This window comes from Telluribacter roseus, from assembly GCF_017355915.2.
Classification (GTDB): Bacteria; Bacteroidota; Bacteroidia; order Cytophagales; family Spirosomataceae; genus Telluribacter.
On sequence record NZ_JAFEUV020000006.1, the window covers coordinates 238318 to 257677 of the forward strand.

A 19360-nucleotide genomic window follows, 5' to 3' on the forward strand; every position below is an offset into this window, starting at 1 on the left:
AATCTGTCCCAAAATGTCTGTTCAAGGTGCTTCAGACCATTATTTTTTTCATGGATAGAAGGAAGAAGTCTCCAATAGGGGCTGGTAGGGCGGTGGACATTAATGAAAAGTACTTTTCTTTTTTAACTTTGCACATACTGACTAGAGTGTAGTAGCCTAGCTATTCATTAACCCTTAGTAAATATCATGAAAATACAAACCTTTGAAGAGTACCAGAGTGCATATAACCAAAGTGTAGAAGATCCGGAAGGCTTCTGGGCTGAGATAGCGCAGCAGTTTCAGTGGCGCAAACCCTGGAAAAAAGTACTGGAATGGAACTTCACCGATCCGACCATAAAATGGTTTGTTGGTGGAAAGCTCAATATCACCGAAAACGCTCTGGATCGTCACCTTAAGGAGCGTGGTGACCAGCCGGCCATTATCTGGGAACCCAATGATCCGGACGATCGTCCCGTCACCATTACCTACCGTAACCTCTTCGACCGGGTATGTCGGTTTGCCAATGTACTCAGAAAGCACGGCGTTAAAAAAGGCGACCGGGTTTGTATTTATCTGCCTATGGTGCCCGAGCTGGCCATAGCCGTCCTGGCCTGTGCCCGTATCGGAGCCGTTCATTCGGTAGTATTCGGGGGCTTCTCGGCCCGCTCCATTGCCGACCGCATCAACGACGCTGGCTGTACGATGGTCATTACTTCTGATGGTGCTTACCGTGGTGCTAAGGTAATACCTATGAAAGACACGGTGGATGACGCCCTGGAGCGGTGCCCTACAGTTCAGAACGTGATCGTTATGGCTCGCACCCGCACGCCGGTATCAATGCTCAAAGGCCGTGATATGTGGTGGGAAGAGGAGATCAAGCACGTGGAGGTAGACTGTACCGCCGAAGAGATGGATGCTGAGGACATGCTCTTTATCCTGTATACCTCCGGCTCTACCGGCAAGCCCAAAGGCGTAGTACATACCTGCGGGGGCTACATGGTGTACGCTACCTACACCTTTACGAATGTATTTCAGTACGAGCCGGGTGAGGTACACTTCTGTACTGCCGATATCGGCTGGATCACCGGCCATAGCTATATTGTATACGGGCCGCTCTGCGCGGGGGCTACTTCCCTGATGTTCGAAGGCGTACCTACCTGGCCGGATGCCGGTCGCCTGTGGCAGATCACCGATAAGCACAAAGTAGATATACTCTATACGGCACCTACGGCCATCCGTTCGCTGATGAGCTTCGGCCTGCAGTACGTCAAAGATTACAACCTGGGATCTATTAAGAAGCTGGGATCGGTAGGGGAGCCTATCAACGCTGAGGCATGGCAGTGGTTTAAGCAGCACATTGGCAAGGGCAAGGCACCGGTAGTAGATACCTGGTGGCAAACCGAAACGGGTGGTATCATGATATCCTCGCTGGCGGGCGTAACTCCCGAGAAAGCGACCTACGCCACGCTGCCGCTGCCGGGCATACAGCCCGTACTGGTGGACGAAAACGGGCAGGAAATTCAAGGCAACGGCGTAAGTGGTAACCTGTGTATCAAGTTTCCGTGGCCGGGTATTATCCGTACTACCTACGGCGACCACGAGCGCTGCCGCCAGACGTACTTCTCGACCTACCCCAATATGTACTTTACGGGTGATGGCTGTCTGCGCGATGAGGATGGTTTCTACCGTATCACCGGCCGGGTGGATGACGTGATTAACGTATCGGGGCACCGCATCGGTACGGCCGAGGTTGAGAACGCAATTAATATGCACCTGGGCGTAGTGGAATCGGCCGTAGTAGGGTACCCGCACGACATCAAGGGGCAGGGTATCTATGCCTACGTCATCACCGAAAGCAAGCCCGAAGATGCCGAATCACTGCGTAAAGATATTGCGGCTACGGTATCACGGATCATCGGCCCTATAGCCAGGCCGGACAAGATGCAGTTTGTAAGCGGCTTGCCCAAAACGCGCTCCGGTAAGATCATGCGCCGTATCCTGCGTAAGGTAGCCGAAGGCGATACTTCCAATATGGGTGATACGTCTACGCTGCTCGATCCGGGTATTGTAGATGAGATCAAGGAAGGTGCACTGTAAGAAGTTGATCGGAGATTCTCCTGACCATAAATAACCCGAAGAGGGACGGTAGTACTACCGTCCCTCTTCGGCTATCTGAGGCTTTTCTTCTTTTCCCTTGCGGAGTCGCTTAAAGGGATCGTACTTGATATTTACTTCACCCCCTTCGTCCACCGCTCTCAGAAAAATGTTCATCCCCTTCATGTACTCCATACTGTGCTCCGCTAATTGGTAGTCAGCGCCTCGTTTTTTCAGATTCTGAAGGGGGAGCTGTATGCTAAGATCTGTTTTCTTGCCAAAGCTGTATATCCCATTTACGAACAGAGTCAGTACGTTGGACTCGATTTCCATCTCCGGGATTTCAATTTCCTGCCCTTTCAGCACAAACTGCTTCCGGATGGGGGCAAATTTGACGTGGTCAAAGTCCCGGCTTTTGAACAGTAGATTTTTGATCTTGATGAAAGGCTCAAACTGTTTGACTTCGGCCCCAATCAGCGCTATATCCAGCTTACCACTCATGGACTCGGGCCGGAGGCTGGCGTTGTCCATCAGGTTGGAGTCAAATACAAAGTCAGCATCCAGCTTACCCTGAATGTTCTGATCGGTGATCGCCTTCTGCCCAAAGTTTTCCAGCGAATAGAATACCGACTGCACGTCGGTATTGGTAAGCTTGCCCTGGGCGTGCAGGACGGACGAACCCGCAGGACCGATGTTATCAATATAACCGGATAGCTTCAGGCTTCCTCCAAACGCATTCATGGATATATTATCCAAACTAACCTTGGTATCGGTAAGGGTCATTTTACCGCGGATCTTATTAGCAGTGAATCGCTTGTACTGCGCCTTGTTGGATTCCAGCGTAGCTACTACTTCGGTCTGGTCGATCACTTTATCCAGTACCTGCGACAAACGGAAGTTGGGATTTACTCGCGCCTGGTCGGGTGTTTTCTTTTTCAGGAAGAAGTCCAGCCAGGTCAGCTGCCAGTCCGGGACTTTTACGTGCAGATTGGCTTTGGGAGTAATAGGCGCGCCCATCACCTGGGTCAGCAGATCCACCGCATTTCCGGATACGAAGTAGGTATTCTTTCCATCATAAAACCGCAGGTCTTTGCTTTGCAGCTCATCTTCATCGATGGAGATGGTACCTTTGATCTTGCTCAGATTTACATTCTGGGGCAGGTACGAGAACGCTACATTGTCCATGACAATCTTTCCGGCCAGCTTGCCGGTAGGGCGGTTGGTCGTTTTGTCATAGTAGGAGAGCAGATTGCCCTGGTAGCGAAAGCCTACGCTGATCGAGCCGCTTTTGACCTGGTACCGGCCGGGGTCCAGCAGGGAGTTCAGCGAGGCCGGATCTGCCGTCAGAGAACTCTCGATGACGGTTTTTATATTCTTGAAATCTTTGACAACAATACTGCCCTCCAGCGGTATGCTCTCAAAGTACCCCCTGACCCGGGTGCCGGTAATCTGGGAGTTGGCATCACCCGCCGGAAGTGCCGGGTTAGCCTGATTGGTAAAGGTACCCACCGCGGTCATTTTTCGTAGCTTGCCTATGGGTAAGTTGTAGTCGAAGGTACCGGATTCATACGCTATATGCACCTTAGGCATACCTGTTCCCAGATTACCTTCCAGTTGCACTTTGGCCTTTACTACCGGTAGGATCTTCACCCGGGTAACCATTTTTTCGATGTAGCCGGGCAGGAGTTTGAGCGCGGTAGGTAGGGCTATGGTATCCGTCGTGAACTCTGCCTTTATCTTTCCCGGCTTCTGGACCAGGTCCACCTGCCCCGACAGTTGTATGGGGTGCCCCGAAGCGATCTGAAGCTCGGAAGGGCGGACGATTAGTTGCTTATTGGTTTGATGATAGGCAAATTCCAACTGCAGGGTAGTTTCCTGCTTTTTTAGGAACGAGCCTTTTTTCGGATGAAAAGTAAGTCCTTCAAAGTAGATACCGCCCTCTACCTGACCACTCCATGTGGAGTCTCTGTAGCCTACATGTGAAATAACCTCCCGCAGAGTACCGGCAAGATATTTCTGATTGAGTGTATCGGAGTAGTGTAGGGTAAAGTTCTGAAAAGACAGCTTGTTGATCCCCCCAAAAAACTCGGTGGCAGCATGACTATTGTTTTTCTTTTTGTTGGTTCTACGCGGGGTCAGGACTGACAGGTTAGAATAGCCATTCTTTTGCTTGAAGATGATCGCTGTACCATCCTCAATAGCCAGGCTCTTTACTTTCACTCTGCTGCTCATAAATTCCCTCAGATCAAGGGTTATGTTCAGGCGCTGCGCCTGCAGCAGGTGGGTCTTATGGCTGACATAGAGTGTATCGTTCAGGGTAACGTCATGCAGCGAAAATGTAAATCCAACCCCACTTCTGAGGGGGGCGAAGGTGAATTTCCTGGCTTCAAGCTGGCCGTCTATATTGTCATTGATGTACTCTTTGATTTGTTCAAAGACTCTTTCCTGGTTTTGCCAGGCCCACACACTCATTCCACCCATAAGCAGTAGAATGCTTAGGGCTACCACTACGAAGCCTTTTACTACTTTTGAAAACATAGGATTAACCACTAATTCGGAAGGCGACAGCTTTTGCTGGTTTATGTATCATCCATTCAGGAATAGCCTGATCTTCATACCCTAAGCGAGTACTTCGATAGTCATATTACAAAACCATGCCATCACATTGAGGTGGTGGCGAGGACGCCGGAGTGGCGACCAGGGAAAGAGGAGGCCTGTTATGGATGAAGAGTGAAAACCAGGCTGGGAAAGGTACCTTAGATTTGTACAATTATTTCCCCACCTGCCTACACCTCCCAAACCAGTATAACCAAAAAAAGGAGCCCCTGGTAGAGAGGCTCCTTTCAAGATATAATTAGTTCGTTTATCGTCGGGTACTGGTAGTCATCTTATCTATTTCACAGCCACAGCCCTTGCCACAGCCTCCCGCATTGCGGCGGTTCATTGACTGCCAGGTACGCCAGCCCAGGTAGCCCAGGGCCACTACAAAAATAAGGATAACCAGGATCTGCTGTGTCATAGATAAAATAGTCGGTTACTGCTCCATAAACACAGGAGAGCCTACCAATTGTTCCGCCTGGCCAGCTGATACGCGTGCTGATAGTGGTGGTCGCTGTGCCAGGCGTACATGGCAATGTACTCATCCAGCCGTACGGTCTGTTTGCTGCCGGGGTGGTAGTAGGTACGGGCCAGCCCCTTTTCATCCAGCGAGTTCAGGAGCAGTACCCACCGCAGATGCAGGTACTTAAGGAGTTGAATCGAGTACTCAACCGAAGCAGTCTGCGCATCGGGAAGCTCAGCCCAGAGTCCTTCTTCGTAGGGCCTGACGGTAGGATTATCTTCGGTAAGGGCCAGCCGCAGGCGGGTATAGGCGTTGATATGGCTGTCGGCTACGTGGTGAATCAGCTGCCGCACGGTCCAGCCGTCGGGACGGTAGGGGGTATCCAGCTTGTGATTGTCCCAGCTGCCCAGCAGATTGATAAACTTGGAGGGCAGGGCACTTATAACCTGAATGTTGGTTTTGACTTCATCCGGCGAGTAGCTGGCCTTGCCTGTAAACCGACCAATCGGATAGCGTAGTTGTTCGAGTTCCATGTGGGGGATCAAGTAGAGTAGTACGCCTAAAAATATTCTATTTCATTACTAAAAACAAAGAACTGCCAAAGGGGGCGCTCGACAGGGCGGTTTCTTCCAGCTTCATGATACCGAGCAGCAGACCATTGATAAGGTCGCCCGGGTAGCTGACGTCCGAATCAACCTCCTGCCTATTGACCCGGCCACGCCGGAGCTGGTACTGCTGCCACTGCCTGACGGCCAGGATAGGTACTGACAGCGCAAAGGGCCAGTAGGTATGGCGTTGAATAGACAGCCCTGCCTGCCCGGCGTACCGCTCAAAGTCTGCGTGCTGAAAGCGCCGCGAGCTACCCACGGCTACATCATGCGTACCGGCAAAGGCCTCAAAGGCGTGGATATTGACCAGCAGCAGCCCTCCGGGGAGCAGCCTCTTGCGGAACGAGGTCAGCGCGTTTACAATCTCTGCGTCCGTCAGGAAGTATAGGGCGTCGTTGCAGGTAATAACATCGTAGTGCTCTCCGGGCCGGAAGTCATCCACCCGGCGCAGGTCGCCAAAGCTCACGTCCAGTCCTCGTTCCTGCGAGAAGTCAATGGCGTGCCGGGAGTAGTCGAAGCCGGTCAGTTGCGGGTAGCCCTGCTCACGCAGGTAGGAGAGCAGTCCTCCGGTACCACAGGCCGCATCCAGGATCCGGATGGGGTGGTTGTCCGGGCCAAACTGCCGCTGGATCTGCCGCAGTACCCTTCCGTGCAGCGACTGGTACCACCACAGGCGGCGTTCTACATCGTACATCCGCTGGTATTCGGTCCGGTTGTCAATCATGACGGTTCAGGAGGATTTTCTTGATGACATACTGGGGCTGGCCGCTCTGTGCCATAAAGCTCTTGCCAATGTACTCACCCAATACGCTCAGCAGGGTACACTGGATACCGCCGATCAGGATGAGCGTGGCCGTAACTACCTGCCAGCCCTTGGGATCGTCGGGACCTATGACCCACTGCCCAAACAGGAACAGCAGTAGCAAACTTCCGAGCCCGACCAGGCCCAGCCCCACGGGCATAAACAGCCGGATGGGCATGGCGGAGTAGCAGAACAGGATGTTCAGGAACAGCGAGATAAGCTTGCGCCACGTGTAGCTCGACTCTCCCTGCTGTCGCTTTTGATGGCTTACCTGCACGGTACCTATGTTGCGCGTCACCCGGAAGATCAGCCCGTCAATGTAGGGGTAGGGGCCTTTGTATTTAATGATCTCCTGCACTACGTCCTGCCGTATCAGCTTAAAGCTGGACAGGTACAGGTCCTTGGGTTTGTCGAGCAGGTAGCTGGTCAGCCAGTTGACGAGCCGGCTGCCCCAGTTGCGGTAGGAGGCGTGTTCCTTTTTAGCGTAATAGGTATATACCACGTCAAAGCCACCTCGCGTGGCCGCATCTACCAGTTTGATGATTTCAGAAGGTGGGTTCTGGAAGTCATCGTCAATCATAACGCAGTACTCGCCCCGGGCGTGGTTGAGGCCGCACATCACGGCATTGAACTCTCCAAAGTTGCGTCGGAGCGAAATGAACCGGACATTCGGATACAGCTCCGCCAAGTGGGTACATACTTCTTCGGACCGGTCACGGCTGCCGTCATTGACCAGCACAATCTCAAAATCAACACCGGCCAGGGCCTGCTGCAGTGTATCGACCAGCGGACTTATCGTACCTTCACTGTTATAAACGGGTATAATGACAGATAGCTGCATCAGGCTCTTTCAAACTGGTTAAGTACCCGGATCACCTGCTCCACCTCCGCGTCGGTCATCGCCGGGTTGAGGGGCAGGCTCAGCACCTGATCATGAATCTGCTCAGTAACCGGCAGGTGGAGGTAGTTGATAGGAGCATAGGCCGGTTGCTTGTGTATCGGCAGCGGATAGTGTATTTCGGTAAGTATGCCCTCCTGCTGTAAGTACTCCCTCAGTCGCTGGCGATTGGGGTGCCTGACCACAAACAGGTGCCAGGCGTCCTCTTCCGGCCGGTCGGCAGGGGGAAGTACCAGTCCCGGTACCCTGATCTCCTGCAGATACCGTCGGGCTATCTGCCGGCGACGATCATTTTCTTCATCCAGGTAGGGGAGTTTGATGTTCAGGATAGCGGCCTGTATCTCGTCCAAACGGCTATTGATGCCCTGGTACTCATTGTAGTACTTGACACCCGAGCCGTAGTTACGCAGGTACCTGATCTTATCAGCCAGTACCGGATCATGGGTCGTAATGGCACCGGCATCACCCAGAGCTCCCAGGTTTTTGGTGGGATAAAAGCTGAAGGCAGTGGCATCGGCCAGGCTGCCGGCCTTCCGGCCCCGGTAGCAGGCGCCGTGTGCCTGGGCTGCATCGGCTATTACTTTGAGGCCGTACTTGCTGGCCAGCGCCCGGATCGGCTCCATCTCACAGCAGCGGCCGTACAGGTCTACCGTCAGGATGGCGCAGGTCCTGTCAGTGATTTTTTCCTCGATCAGGGTAGGATCAATCAGCATGGTGACTGGGTCAGGCTCTACCCACACAGGCTCCAGCTGGAGGAAGCTTACGGGAAGTACCGAGGCTATGTACGTATTGGCCGGTACAATCACTTCACTACCTGGCTGGAACCCGTACGCCTGCAGGATCAGTTCAATGGCTTCCAGGCCGTTGGCTACTCCCAGGCAGTGTGCAGTACCGCAGTAGCTGGCAAAGTCCCGTTCAAAGGTCTGTAACTCCTTTCCCATGATGTACCAGCCCGAACGAAGTACCCGTAGGCTGGCCTCTTCTATGGCTGTCTGGTGACGTTCATTGATACGCTGGAGGTCCAGAAATGGAATCATAAAGTGGTGAGGGCCGAACGAGCCAGCCGTTATTCGGAATAGGCTTTACTGATGGTAGAAGGAGAAGGATAAGGCTCGTAGATGTAGTCACTCTTGTCATAGTATTCGTTGGAAAGTACCAGCAGGATGGCATCCTGTGAAAAAGCCTCCATGGTATGCCAGTCCTCAGGCTCAAGTATCAGGCAGGTACTTGGATCATCCAGTACGTAGCAAGCCTCCTCATATCCGTCATTGACATTCACTTTGCAGTGCCCGTGCAGGCAGATCAGTGCGTTCCAGGTCTTTTTGTGCCGGTGCCCGCCTCTGGGTATTTGCCCGGCTCCATAGATGTAGAATACGCGCCTGATAGGCCCGGGGATAATATTCTCGAATACAGTAAGATTACCTGAATCCGCAGGGTATGTGTCTAGCTTTATACACTTAGGCATGAACGTGTGAGATAGTGTCACTAACAAAGAGTATGCAATGAATGGTAATAAAGCCTTACCCAATTCAGGGATCTAAAATAGTTATTTTTTTACAAAAAGATCACTCGGGATATATTAAAAAATTATTTCTAACCTAGTATAAATCAGTTACTTTTAGAAGATATCCCTGATGACGGATACCAGTTCACCCTGCATAGCACAGGCCGCTACAATATTGCCGCCAAAGAGGTAGTCGTCTCCCCCCTCAAAATCTGTGACGGTACCCCCGGCTTCCTTGATGAGGAGTATTCCGGCAGCCATATCCCAGGGGTGCAGGTTGTACTCGTAGAAGCCCTCGAAACGTCCCGCTGCTACATACGCCAGATCCACGGCAGCGGCACCCAACCGGCGTACCCCGTGCGTCTTGCGCATCAGTGTACTCAGGATCTCCATGTACTGATGCTGCTTCTCAAAGTTGCGGTAGGGGAATCCGGTGGCGATAAGGCTTTCGCTGAGGTGCTGGGCCTTAGATACCTGCAGGCGTCTGCCGTTGCACCAGGCACCACCGCCCTGCCATCCGTAGAATAGCTCGTCCTTACTGGGCTCGTGAATAATCCCAATCAGCGGCTCCTTGCCCCGCACCAGTCCTACGCTCACGCAGTACACCGGCAGGCCGTGTACGAAGTTGGTGGTTCCATCCAGCGGGTCGATGATCCAGTTCAGGGCTTCGGTGTTACTGTCTTCGCCGGTAGTACCCTCTTCTGTAATGAAACTTGCTTCGGGCAGTATCTCCCGCAGGCCCGCTACCAGTAGTTTTTCGGTTTCCTTATCGACATACGATACCAGGTTGTTAATATCCTTGTACTCGATACGCTCGGTATTGAATGTATTCGCTTCCTGCTGGATGAAGGCGGAAGCCTTTTTGACTACCTCAATGGCTTGCTGGGTGAGTGCTTCAAGATTCATGCTGTTTTCTTTTGTGGAATTTTGGATAGTGAATTATTCATGTAGTACACCCGGATGATCAGCGTCACCAGGATCGGGATGACTACGTAGTTATGCTTCAGGAGATTGCCGGTAGCCAGGAGCAGCAGTACGGTATATCCTATCAGAGCAAACTGAAACCAGGCGGGTTTGTTGGTTTTGGACAGGGAGAATATAAACGGAAACCACAGCGGAAAAGCCCACAGGATATCGTAGTTCCAGGCCGTAACGCCGTGGTCGGTACCAAACCACAACAGGACGATTAACCAACCCGTCAGACCTACAATCGTGAACAGGATCTTATCGAACAGGAAGTTGAGCTTGTTGTATTTAATCTGCCACAGGGTAAAGAGTAGTACCAGGGCCGCCAGCGCCCAGAAGAAAACCTTCGGCGTAAGCCAGGTATCATCTACCTGAACGGGTGCCGCCGTAAACAGATCTATGGTACTGGCTACCAGCGGGAGTGTCTGTCCGTTGATCAGTACCCGGGAGTCGTCGTAGGCGGCGCTCAGGTTATTGGGCAGAAAGGTGGCCTGCATTGGCGTAGCTATCTCGTCCGACGGTGCCCCGATGGCCAGGTCCATGCCAAAGTCGGCCCAGGGCTTCTGGGTATAGGCGTAGCGGTCTATCCACTGCCGGAAGCTCAGTGTATCGTGGGTATAGCCGGGGTAGTAAAGGCTGTCGCCGCAGGCGGCGATAATGGCATCCTGCAGGCGGCTTGAGCAGTTGTCGTAGAAAAACTTGTACTGGTACTCCCGGTTTTCGGGCAGGAAGTTATGCTCCAGAAACTGGTACAGCCGGTCTTTCTGCGCGGGTGTCATGTTGAGTAACTGTTGCTTCACGGAGCGGTTTTCAGTCTGCCAGTAGTACACTTGCGGCATCAGCGGACCCGTAGACAACTGATAGGGCAGGGTACCCCGCATAAACTTGATGTAGAAGTTCTCGGTATGGAAGTTGAAGGTACCGTAGTTATAGGCTTTGTCGATGCCGGTGGCAGGATCTGAGATCCAGAGTACACTATGGCCGAAGCTCGAGTACAGTTCCTGACCCGGCCCTACCGTAACCAGACTGACCCGGGCGTCAGGGCTCAGCGACTGTGCCACCGAGGAATGAATAATGAAAAATGTAAAATGAAGAATGAAAAGGAGCCTGAGGGGGAGGCTGGTACCCATACGTTTATTCTTTTCCGGCAATGACGATAACAATTTCACCTTTGATAGTTTTTTCAGCAAAATAAGTAATTATTTCCTCTAACGTACCACGCACGTTCTCTTCGTATAATTTGGTCAGCTCACGTGATACACAGGCCTGCCTTTCGGCGCCAAAGTACTCCGCAAACTGCTGCAGGGATTTGACCAGCCGGTGGGGCGATTCGTAGAATATCATCGTACGCTCTTCCTCGGCCAACTCCTTCAGGCGGGTCTGGCGGCCCTTCTTGTGGGGCAGAAACCCTTCAAAGGTAAAGCGGTCGCAGGGAAGGCCGGAGTTGACCAGCGCCGGTACAAAAGCCGTCGGACCGGGCAGGCACTCGACCGGTATCTTGTACTTGATGCACTCCCGCACCAGCAGGAAGCCCGGGTCAGAGATAGCCGGGGTACCCGCGTCGGATACCAGGGCCATGGTTTCGCCTTTGAGCATCCGCTCCAGCAGTCGTGTGATGGTCTGGTGCTCGTTATGAATATGGTAGCTCTGCATGGGCTTACTGATGTCCAGGTGGCGCAGCAGGTTGCCCGAGGTCCGGGTATCTTCGGCTAGTACTACATCCACACTTTTGAGCACATTGATGGCTCGCAGTGTAATATCCTCCAGGTTACCGATGGGTGTAGGTACAATGTATAGTTTCATGAATCAGGTCAGCTAATAAGCTCCGAAAGTACTCAATAGGAGCGAGGATGCCAATAAAGCACCAGGCAGAGTAGCAATCCTGCCTACCAGTGGCACATTATTAGTAGGTATCATTTTGTACAAATACTCACAAGTAGCCATGCGAGCAGTTTCAAAGCAAAAGTCTGCCATTTCCAATATGGAGTCGATGGCCAAATGGATGGATTCCCGCTTTACTATCCCCGGTACTAACATCCGGTTTGGACTGGATGCTTTGGTGGGCCTTATTCCCGGTGTCGGTGACTTTGGTACGCTATGTGTGTCCGGGTACATGATCTCCGTTTTGGCCAAGAACGGAGCCAGCCGATATGTGATTGCCCGGATGACTCTCAATGTTGTGATCGATGCCCTTCTGGGATCTATCCCAATCATAGGTGACATATTTGATGTGGCCTTTAAGGCCAATCAACGGAATATAAAACTGATGCGTGAGCATTATGTCGAAGGTCGCCACCAGGGAGGAGCCTGGAAGGTGGTAGTACCCGCCCTGTTAGTACTATTCCTGGTGGTCGGGGGTATGGCCTGGTTGAGTTATCGGTTTTTTGCCTGGGTATTTAGCTAATCCTACACATATAAAGTAAGTAGAAAGGCTACTTCATTGCCCCAAAAAGGTTTGCTGTCGGTATTCTTTAGGCGTTACGCCTGTCCGACTCTTAAAAAACCGACTAAAATCGCTGCTGTTAGTTTCTGAAAACCTGAAGGCGATCTCGTTAATTGACAGGCTTGTTTGTCTGAGCAGCACCTTTGCCTCCAGTACAACCATATCTCCCAATAGCTCCTGCGCCGTTTTGCCGGTAGAGGCTTTCACACATTTATTCAGGTGATCAGGAGTAATGGAAAGCATGGAAGCGTAGGTAGCCACCTTATTATGGGAATAAATATGCTGGGATAGAAGATGCTTGAACTTCCTGGTGATCCGCAGGGCTGCGGTAAGCGACGAGGTGGTTTCTACCTTCTTTACCTGACTCAACTCATTGAATAAGGCCAGTTACCTCCTTTGCCTAGGTGTACGGCATGGGTGAAACCTGGAACCCCGACCTGATTAGACGAGCCGGAGCGGTGATGGGATACGAAGCCCGTTACCTTAGCCAGAGCGAAAAATACAAGTTAAAAGTCATCCTATTTGTGCCATTTCTGATTTAAGAGACTTCATAAGATCGTTTATCCGGTCAATAACAGCTCGTGTATTTTCTTTACTTTTCGACTTAAATTCTCGCATTTGTCGGCTAACGTCATCAACTTTTTTTTGTAATTCGACTTTTTGTTTTTCACTTCTGGCTACTGCAATTTGTTTATTGTAGTTTTCAATTTCATCCTGATATATCTTAATATAAACTTTTTCTGGCTTGATCTTTTCAACAGGGACATATTTCATACCTGTACCGTGAGCACTAAAATCATAACCGTACTCAATATTCGCAATTTTGCAACGGTATGCATTATCCTTAACATCTATTGTTACAACGTATCTGATGTGTTTGAAAAGACCTCTATCTATATCAGAGATACCTTTGAAAATCAAACGTCCCCTATCTTTATCCTCCAATTGAATCACTGATTTATAATCACCATAAGATTTAGCAATCCACTTTTGAGCATTTTTAAACAATGTTTCTTTACTATTCTCAACCTCCACAACTTCAGTATATATAACTTCCCCAGTTGAGGAGTCAGTAGGCAAAACAGCATCTTGTGCATACGAGATGTAGCTAAACATGAAGATGGTTAAGATCAGGAGCGGAGACAGTTTTTTCATCAGTAGGAAGTTTGACAGTGTGCCATAGATAGTAAGCTATTAATGTTAAGGCTATTTACAATTGACCTAAAACGCTACCACAATAGACCTGCAATAATTCTATGCCAGTAGTAGAGTTACATATTGTTTTATTGGGTTTTAGTTAACTTTTCGATTGTTTCCTTCACCTATGTCCAGTCGTAATGGTGAAGAGGTAGGGTAAAACCGAATAATATCCTGCCTTTTACTTATCTGTTCAGAAAAGTAGGTAAACAAGTCTATTCCTGCCGCCTTTTCTATTGCACCCGGCGTAGTGACGAAACTACCCTAGTTCTTGTTATCTACGGCACTGACTACGTTTGGGAAGTCCACAACAATAACAGGCTTATCAGCTGTTACTTTATCTACGCATGTGGCTCAAGATCAGGGAGCTGCCATAGCAGACGTGCTGGTTGGCGATTACAATCCGGGCGGGCGGCTGGTTCAGATCTGGCCAAAGTCACTGGCACATCTGCCCCCCATGTCAGAGTACAACATCCGCAACGGCCTTACCTATTTGTACAACAAGGAGGAGCCCCTTTACCGGTTTGGCTATGGACTCAGCTACACCCGGTTTGACTACTCAGGCCTTACCCTGTCTGCCGGAAGTATCGCCAGAAATGTCTCCGCCATGGTTGAGGAGGAAGTAAAAAATACCGGTAACCGCGAAGACCATGAAATAGTGCAGCTCTACGTTCAATACCCCCAGTTAAAAGTAGTGCGCCCCCTTAAAGAGCTGAAAGGGTTTAGTCGCGTATCCCTCAAGCCAGGCGAGACCAAAAAGGTAGCTGTACCGCTCAAAGCAGAGGCGCTGGCCTGGTGGAATGACAAGACCAACCAATGGGAAGTAGAGGAAGGCCCGGTAAACATACTGGTAGGTGCGTCGTCCGCCGATATCCGGCTCCAGAAGCTGTTGCAGATAGGAAACCGTAAGTAGGCCAGAAGTTCAAAAGCTGTACCCTCAGCATGTAGTATATAAAAGCGGAGCGGTAAGTCTGATCAGGCCTACCGCTCCGCTTTTATATTTATCAATAAACTTAGCTTGATGGATTCTTTACAACAGTCTCTATTAGTTTATCTTCAGTTGAGCGCTCTTACCCAGATATACCCCCTGGGGCAGGTCTACAATAAACAGGGTGCTCTTCTGATTCTCATCCACCAGCGTGCGGAAGTTTTCTCCCTGTGCTTTGTACACACCACTCACTGATAGCAGTATGCGGCTCAATTTTCTGGACGGATCTGCCAGGGTCAGCTCACTCAGCCGCCCCCCCTGCATTTTTAGCATGACCATGCCGGGGCTATCCATTCGTACGTTTACACCTTTCTCAATATCTATTGCCCCGGCCTCGTGGAAAGCCAGTTGCGCAATGCCCAACTGACCCTGTTTTACGGCCTGTAGCGCCGGCGTATTGGAAAGGATCTCGATCGAGCGATTGTTCTGGCTGGTCTCGTGCAGCACCTGCTCCGTTACATTAGGAACTACGATATACTGGTAAGATGCTCCGCCGGGTTTGGCGCCATGATCGAACCATAGTGAGAATACCTCTTCGCTGACCAATTCATTGCTAATATTTTTCTGGTCGGTGATCGCCGACCAGCGACCTGTTTCGGCCTGATTGGATAAATGGACAGAGGCTGGCTGTGGAAAGATATAACCTACCTTATCGTGGTGTACCCACTTTACGTTCTGAAGAGGCCGGCTTCCCTTCGGGACACTTTGCCGGGTTCCGTCCTGCATCATGTGTACATCGCTCCGCATCAACACCTGGTTTAGCGTGGTAGCTACCGGCAGATTTGACTTGGATTTAATATCTGTACCCAGAGCCACATATTCTTCGTCAAAGAAGAACCAGGCTTTTTTGGCCTCCAGTGGGTCGTGCGGGCTTTTAAAATCAAAGACTACGGCCCCATATAGTCCGTCGGTGACCGCACCCACAAAATCAGTCAGTCCATCTTTCTGAATGGCGTCGGGGCCCGGTAGCTGGGGCTTCTGCACGATGGTCGTTCCTGAAATCTTCTGCCAGTCGTACACGGCCCATATGTTGTGGTACTCATCACCTTTCAGCATGAGGTAGTTCGTGCCATCGGCCCGGTGGTGAGTCGTTTTACCCGGTCCGTTGTAAGGCTCTTCCATGTTCCGGTTGCGGCTCGAAAACATACGGACGGTCGTATAAAAATGGGGTCGCTGAAATACAAAATGTTCGGTTTGCCAGAAGAATTTCGCGAACGAGGCCGAGGGTTTGGCCTCGCCTTTACGCAGCCGGATTATCTCTTCCAGTTCATTTTTACGGTAGTCGGTACTCACCAGCACCCGCTCAATCTCGAGAGTACTATATGGCTGAGGCTGAGTGGCAGCCCTGTGGGTTATACTACGGTTTTTAACGCTTATATCCTCGTATACCCCGTACACCATCTGCTTGTATATACCATCTAGATAGTAGTCGACCAGCTGGTTTATTTTTTCTTTGTTGAACGCATATTTTGTGCCCGATACGTAGTAAGACCACTCGCCGTAGGCGTTGGCATACTTACCATACCCATAGGACGACGTGTTGTTAACGCGGTCGACCCGGTGGTGAAAGCTGTAATCGTGCTGCATCCCCCGCTCGCCGGTTGCAAACTTTAATTCGCCTTCTATGATCTTAATAATGGTATCAAACTCCCGGTAGTCACCCAGGAAAAGCAGGTTTTTGGCCAGTATTCCCGCAATGACTATACGGTCACCACTGGGGCGGGCACCTGACGCGTTCATGTTGGCCCGGCCAATCATGGGCTGGGCTTTGGTAACGAGGTCTTTGGGTAGTTCATCGCCAATAACCAGCATCAGGTTTCCCAGATTAGTGGGGGTTGTGATTTGGTTGTCATGCCAGTTGTCGCCTACAAAATCATGTTTAACCCAGAACGACAAACCTTTTTCAATTGCGGCCGTGAGGGGCTTGCTCCGGTAGTACCGTGACGTTTTAGTCTTGTACGCCTTGGCCATGTATACCAGGTCGCGCGTGTGCCCGCCGTGCGGATAACTGGCTGTCCGGCTCAGGTCATCATAGTTGATGCCCTTGAAGCTGCCATCCTCGTTCATTCTGGCCAATATAGCTTCTACCGTACTGTCGTCTATTTTAGTCGTCATCAGGTCGGCAACGACCCGCTCTTTTATAATTTTTATATCGTTCTGTTGTGCCAGACAGAACGAAGGCAGCAGGAGGGTGCTTAGCGCCATTAACAGGCATCGCAGTAGGGACATCATGGAAGAAAAGGTTTGTGTACCTTATAGAGCTTCCAATGATCAATTTCTACTAGCTGACAGGGAGGGTAGGGGATGATACTCAGGACTATTTAGCTTACCGGTTATAGATAAATAGACAGACCTATAAATAACAAAAGACCCGCTCTACAATGTGTAAAGCGGGTCTTTTGTTGTAAGTTTTAAGGCTTACAGATCATCAAAATCATCGTAAATCGTGTCGATGGCCTCGGCCAGTTGCTGGTCCTTTTCGGTTACGGTATTACCGGCATCGTGGGTACTTAGTTCAATATCCACCTTGTTGTACACATTGGACCACCAGGGGTGGTGATTCATCTGTTCGGCCACTTCGGCTACCCGGCTCATAAAAGCAAAGGCCTCTCTGAAATCCTCAAACTCAAAGCTCCGCTTGAGTTTGTTGTCTTGTTCGATCCACATGACTGCCTGATCCATAGGTTTTAGTGTTGATGAATAGTTGTTTATTACTATTCAACGTCGAAAAGTAGCCGGATGTTTTATGCCGGCTATTTGCTCATCTCCAGTACCACGTGGTTAACGTTCTTCCGCTCCCAGGTGTAGGTAATGTGTACTTTGCCGTCCTGCGACTGGATCACCGCCGGGTAGCTGTACTCGCCCTTTTCCTTGTCTTCCAGTACGGCTATATCGGTCCAGGTGCGGCCATCGCGCGAGGTAGCTACGTGGAGTTTCTGACGTCCCTTATCCCACTCCTTGCCCCGGGTAGTTGGGTTGTACACCAGTACCTGGGTACCATCACGGAGTGTAACGGCGTCGGTACCGGAGTTAGGATTCAGTACTTCCGTCTTTTTAAGCTCCCCCCAGGTTTTACCTCCGTCTTCTGACCAGGCCTCTACGATCCGGTCGTGCTTGCTGCGGCAGAGGATCTGCAGGCGGTTGTTGGCGTAGGTCAGGATACTGGGCTGAATGGCATCGAGTGTTGTAGTGGGGTCTACCAGTACCAGCTGCCAGGTCTTGCCCAGGTCGGACGAGCGCTCCAGGTGTACCCGCCATGCCTCTTTGGTTTCGGTACTGGTTGGGCTAAGTATATCGCCGTTGGCGAGCTGTACGGGCTTGTTCTTGATCGGGCCGAGTATGCCGTCGGGCAGGCGCTCAGGCTTCGACCAGGTACTGCCGTTGTCGTCGGAGCTCATGACCATGCCCCACCACTCCCGCGGCGAAGGACCTACTTTATAAAACAGGAACAGCTTACCCTCTCGGGCCTTGAACAGTACCGGGTTCCAGCAGGGGTAGCGCAGGTTGGCGTTCATGATACCTTCAGCCATGAGTTTGGGCTGGCTCCATTTGCCCCCCTTCTGGGTAGCCAGCCAGATACCCACCTCCTTGTGTCCCTCGTGCGGACCGCCAAACCAGGCAGCAACCAGCTCACCGGGGCGTACCTCTTCAATCGTCGAAGCGTGACATTCCTTGAAGGGAGGATTGGTAAAGATCATTTCCTGACTTACCTTTTTCCACTGGACTGCCTGTCCGGAGGCAGGCTCTCCGGAGGCCGGCTGTTCGGGGCCTGATTGTCCGTGTGACTGTCCGTAGCTTTGCAAAGCCATGACAAAAGTAAGTCCGCCAACGAGTAGAGGAATGAGTGATTTCTTCATAAGCAGTATACGTTAGGTTAGTAAGTGAAGGAAGCTTTTGCCCTAAATCTACTTATTTCTAACGTATACGTGGCGAATATTTGACTTGCCGGTTTCGCGCTCATCTATCTCAAAGGCACCTATGCTCTTGATCAGAGGGAGCAGCTTGGAGAAGCCGTAGCTGCGGGAGTCGAAGCTGGGACGCTTCTTGATCAGCAGATTGCCCAGGTCCCCCAGGAACACCCACCCATCCTCGTCGGCCAGGTCGTTGATACTGCTCGAAATCAGGTTCCGCAGCTTCTTATCCGACGGATCGCTCTTGGGCGTTTTGCGCCGGGAGGCTGGCTTGGCCTTGGCATCCACTTGTTCATTGGGTTCGGCCGGTTCGTCCTGCTCGTTTCCGCCGGACTCCGCATCGCGGTTGCGACGAAGAATCTCAATGTAGATAAACCGGTCGCAGGCGGACGTAAAGGAGACGGGGGTTTTCTGCTCACCCATTCCGAATACCTTCATGCCGGCCTCGCGCAGCCGGATAGCCAGCCGGGTAAAATCACTGTCGCTGGATACGATACAGAAGCCATCCACCCGGCCCGTGTACAGGATATCCATGGCGTCGATGATCATGGCCGAGTCGGTGGCGTTCTTGCCGGAGGTGTAGCTGTACTGCTGCACGGGGGTAATAGCGTTTTCCAGCAGTACTGCTTTCCAGCCCACCAGGCGGGGGTTGGTCCAGTCGCCATAAATACGCTTAAAGGTAGGGGTGCCATAGCGGGCAATTTCTTCCAGCATCTCCTGAAGAGTAGAGTAGGGGACGTTGTCAGCATCAATCAGAACTGCCAGGCGCAGGTCTCGGTCAGTAGTTATCATGAAGTGTAATGAAAATGGTTATTTTTTGTTAGTACTTAAAATAACTGTGCCGCGTACTATTGAGTAAGATGTATTTGAACTTACAGAAAGTAATCGGACTTTTGTACTTACTAAGAA

General features: G+C 51.1%; 19 protein-coding genes. 3 read left to right on the plus strand and 16 right to left on the minus strand.

Annotation, left to right across the window (positions count from 1 at the left end; translation table 11 throughout):
* Positions 1-186 precede the first annotated feature (186 nt).
* A complete protein-coding gene (acs, locus tag JTN23_RS13610; RefSeq protein WP_247235391.1) occupies positions 187-2076 on the plus strand; it encodes an acetate--CoA ligase in 1890 nt (629 codons plus the stop codon).
* Positions 2077-2130: 54 nt separating this feature from the next.
* Here the strand turns inward: acs and JTN23_RS13615 are convergent, their stop codons facing one another.
* From JTN23_RS13615 to rsmI, 10 genes are all read right to left on the minus strand, one after another.
* The gene (locus tag JTN23_RS13615; RefSeq protein WP_247235392.1) at positions 2131-4611 is read right to left on the minus strand and encodes an AsmA-like C-terminal region-containing protein; all 2481 of its coding nucleotides are present in this window, start codon (positions 4609-4611) and stop codon (positions 2131-2133) included.
* Between the two features lie 325 nt (positions 4612-4936).
* Positions 4937-5092: a FeoB-associated Cys-rich membrane protein gene (locus JTN23_RS13620; RefSeq protein WP_247235393.1), complete on the minus strand. Its 156-nt coding sequence runs from the start codon at positions 5090-5092 to the stop codon at positions 4937-4939.
* 41 nt (positions 5093-5133) lie between these two features.
* On the minus strand, positions 5134-5667 hold the full coding sequence (locus JTN23_RS13625; protein ID WP_247235394.1) for a YfiT family bacillithiol transferase: 534 nt from the start codon (positions 5665-5667) through the stop codon (positions 5134-5136).
* A gap of 37 nt (positions 5668-5704) precedes the next feature.
* Complete coding sequence (locus tag JTN23_RS13630) at positions 5705-6466, minus strand: class I SAM-dependent methyltransferase (RefSeq protein ID WP_247235395.1); 762 nt, start codon at positions 6464-6466, stop codon at positions 5705-5707.
* Positions 6459-7385, minus strand: coding sequence for a glycosyltransferase family 2 protein (locus JTN23_RS13635; protein WP_247235396.1), 927 nt, complete (start codon positions 7383-7385; stop codon positions 6459-6461). The genes JTN23_RS13630 and JTN23_RS13635 overlap by 8 nt, the downstream gene beginning before the upstream one ends.
* Positions 7385-8479 carry a DegT/DnrJ/EryC1/StrS family aminotransferase gene (locus JTN23_RS13640; protein WP_247235397.1) on the minus strand — a complete coding sequence of 365 codons (1095 nt, stop codon included), beginning with the start codon at positions 8477-8479 and terminating at the stop codon, positions 7385-7387. The genes JTN23_RS13635 and JTN23_RS13640 overlap by 1 nt, the downstream gene beginning before the upstream one ends.
* Before the next feature lie 29 nt (positions 8480-8508).
* Complete coding sequence (locus JTN23_RS13645; protein ID WP_247235398.1) at positions 8509-8907, minus strand: sugar 3,4-ketoisomerase; 399 nt, start codon at positions 8905-8907, stop codon at positions 8509-8511.
* Positions 8908-9060: 153 nt separating this feature from the next.
* A complete protein-coding gene (locus JTN23_RS13650) occupies positions 9061-9852 on the minus strand; it encodes an inositol monophosphatase family protein (protein ID WP_247235399.1) in 792 nt (263 codons plus the stop codon).
* Entirely contained in the window at positions 9849-11042 is a 1194-nt protein-coding gene (locus JTN23_RS13655) for a lipoprotein N-acyltransferase Lnb domain-containing protein (protein WP_247235400.1), read from the minus strand. The genes JTN23_RS13650 and JTN23_RS13655 overlap by 4 nt, the downstream gene beginning before the upstream one ends.
* Positions 11043-11046: 4 nt before the next feature.
* Positions 11047-11715 (minus strand): 16S rRNA (cytidine(1402)-2'-O)-methyltransferase, encoded by a 669-nt coding sequence (gene rsmI / locus JTN23_RS13660; protein WP_247235401.1) that lies wholly within the window; start codon positions 11713-11715, stop codon positions 11047-11049.
* Positions 11716-11854: 139 nt separating this feature from the next.
* On the opposite strand from rsmI, the gene JTN23_RS13665 reads away from it, so the two are divergent.
* Entirely contained in the window at positions 11855-12316 is a 462-nt protein-coding gene (locus JTN23_RS13665) for a DUF4112 domain-containing protein (RefSeq protein ID WP_247235402.1), read from the plus strand.
* Positions 12317-12349: 33 nt separating this feature from the next.
* Here the strand turns inward: JTN23_RS13665 and JTN23_RS13670 are convergent, their stop codons facing one another.
* Positions 12350-12724, minus strand: a complete 375-nt coding sequence (locus JTN23_RS13670; protein WP_247235403.1) for a helix-turn-helix domain-containing protein — start codon at positions 12722-12724, stop codon at positions 12350-12352.
* A gap of 144 nt (positions 12725-12868) precedes the next feature.
* A complete protein-coding gene (locus tag JTN23_RS13675) occupies positions 12869-13471 on the minus strand; it encodes a DUF4468 domain-containing protein (RefSeq protein ID WP_247235404.1) in 603 nt (200 codons plus the stop codon).
* A 352-nt stretch (positions 13472-13823) separates the two neighbouring features.
* Between JTN23_RS13675 and JTN23_RS13680 the strand changes: the two genes are divergently transcribed.
* Positions 13824-14465 (plus strand): fibronectin type III-like domain-contianing protein, encoded by a 642-nt coding sequence (locus JTN23_RS13680; protein ID WP_262918521.1) that lies wholly within the window; start codon positions 13824-13826, stop codon positions 14463-14465.
* 132 nt (positions 14466-14597) lie between these two features.
* On the opposite strand, the gene JTN23_RS13685 is transcribed toward JTN23_RS13680, so the two are convergent.
* From JTN23_RS13685 to JTN23_RS13700, 4 genes are all read right to left on the minus strand, one after another.
* On the minus strand, positions 14598-16772 hold the full coding sequence (locus tag JTN23_RS13685; protein ID WP_247235406.1) for a polysaccharide lyase family 8 super-sandwich domain-containing protein: 2175 nt from the start codon (positions 16770-16772) through the stop codon (positions 14598-14600).
* A gap of 186 nt (positions 16773-16958) precedes the next feature.
* Positions 16959-17207 (minus strand): 4a-hydroxytetrahydrobiopterin dehydratase, encoded by a 249-nt coding sequence (locus JTN23_RS13690; RefSeq protein ID WP_247235512.1) that lies wholly within the window; start codon positions 17205-17207, stop codon positions 16959-16961.
* A gap of 86 nt (positions 17208-17293) precedes the next feature.
* Positions 17294-18397 carry a sialidase family protein gene (locus JTN23_RS13695; protein ID WP_247235407.1) on the minus strand — a complete coding sequence of 368 codons (1104 nt, stop codon included), beginning with the start codon at positions 18395-18397 and terminating at the stop codon, positions 17294-17296.
* Positions 18398-18445: 48 nt separating this feature from the next.
* The gene (locus JTN23_RS13700; RefSeq protein ID WP_247235408.1) at positions 18446-19243 is read right to left on the minus strand and encodes an NYN domain-containing protein; all 798 of its coding nucleotides are present in this window, start codon (positions 19241-19243) and stop codon (positions 18446-18448) included.
* Positions 19244-19360 lie beyond the last annotated feature (117 nt).

Bases quoted from the DNA above. Each gene is read 5' to 3' on its own strand.
- JTN23_RS13700 (WP_247235408.1), bottom strand. From the start codon at position 19,243: ATGATAACTACTGACCGAGACCTGCGCCTGGCAGTTCTGATTGATGCT.
- JTN23_RS13640 (WP_247235397.1), bottom strand. From the start codon at position 8,479: ATGATTCCATTTCTGGACCTCCAGCGTATCAATGAACGTCACCAGACA.
- JTN23_RS13675 (WP_247235404.1), bottom strand. From the start codon at position 13,471: ATGTTTAGCTACATCTCGTATGCACAAGATGCTGTTTTGCCTACTGAC.
- JTN23_RS13650 (WP_247235399.1), bottom strand. From the start codon at position 9,852: ATGAATCTTGAAGCACTCACCCAGCAAGCCATTGAGGTAGTCAAAAAG.
- JTN23_RS13635 (WP_247235396.1), bottom strand. From the start codon at position 7,385: ATGCAGCTATCTGTCATTATACCCGTTTATAACAGTGAAGGTACGATA.
- JTN23_RS13685 (WP_247235406.1), bottom strand. From the start codon at position 16,772: ATGATGTCCCTACTGCGATGCCTGTTAATGGCGCTAAGCACCCTCCTG.
- JTN23_RS13630 (WP_247235395.1), bottom strand. From the start codon at position 6,466: ATGATTGACAACCGGACCGAATACCAGCGGATGTACGATGTAGAACGC.
- JTN23_RS13665 (WP_247235402.1), top strand. From the start codon at position 11,855: ATGCGAGCAGTTTCAAAGCAAAAGTCTGCCATTTCCAATATGGAGTCG.
- acs (WP_247235391.1), top strand. From the start codon at position 187: ATGAAAATACAAACCTTTGAAGAGTACCAGAGTGCATATAACCAAAGT.
- JTN23_RS13645 (WP_247235398.1), bottom strand. From the start codon at position 8,907: ATGCCTAAGTGTATAAAGCTAGACACATACCCTGCGGATTCAGGTAAT.
- JTN23_RS13620 (WP_247235393.1), bottom strand. From the start codon at position 5,092: ATGACACAGCAGATCCTGGTTATCCTTATTTTTGTAGTGGCCCTGGGC.
- JTN23_RS13695 (WP_247235407.1), bottom strand. From the start codon at position 18,397: ATGAAGAAATCACTCATTCCTCTACTCGTTGGCGGACTTACTTTTGTC.
- JTN23_RS13615 (WP_247235392.1), bottom strand. From the start codon at position 4,611: ATGTTTTCAAAAGTAGTAAAAGGCTTCGTAGTGGTAGCCCTAAGCATT.
- rsmI (WP_247235401.1), bottom strand. From the start codon at position 11,715: ATGAAACTATACATTGTACCTACACCCATCGGTAACCTGGAGGATATT.
- JTN23_RS13690 (WP_247235512.1), bottom strand. From the start codon at position 17,207: ATGTGGATCGAACAAGACAACAAACTCAAGCGGAGCTTTGAGTTTGAG.
- JTN23_RS13655 (WP_247235400.1), bottom strand. From the start codon at position 11,042: ATGGGTACCAGCCTCCCCCTCAGGCTCCTTTTCATTCTTCATTTTACA.
- JTN23_RS13625 (WP_247235394.1), bottom strand. From the start codon at position 5,667: ATGGAACTCGAACAACTACGCTATCCGATTGGTCGGTTTACAGGCAAG.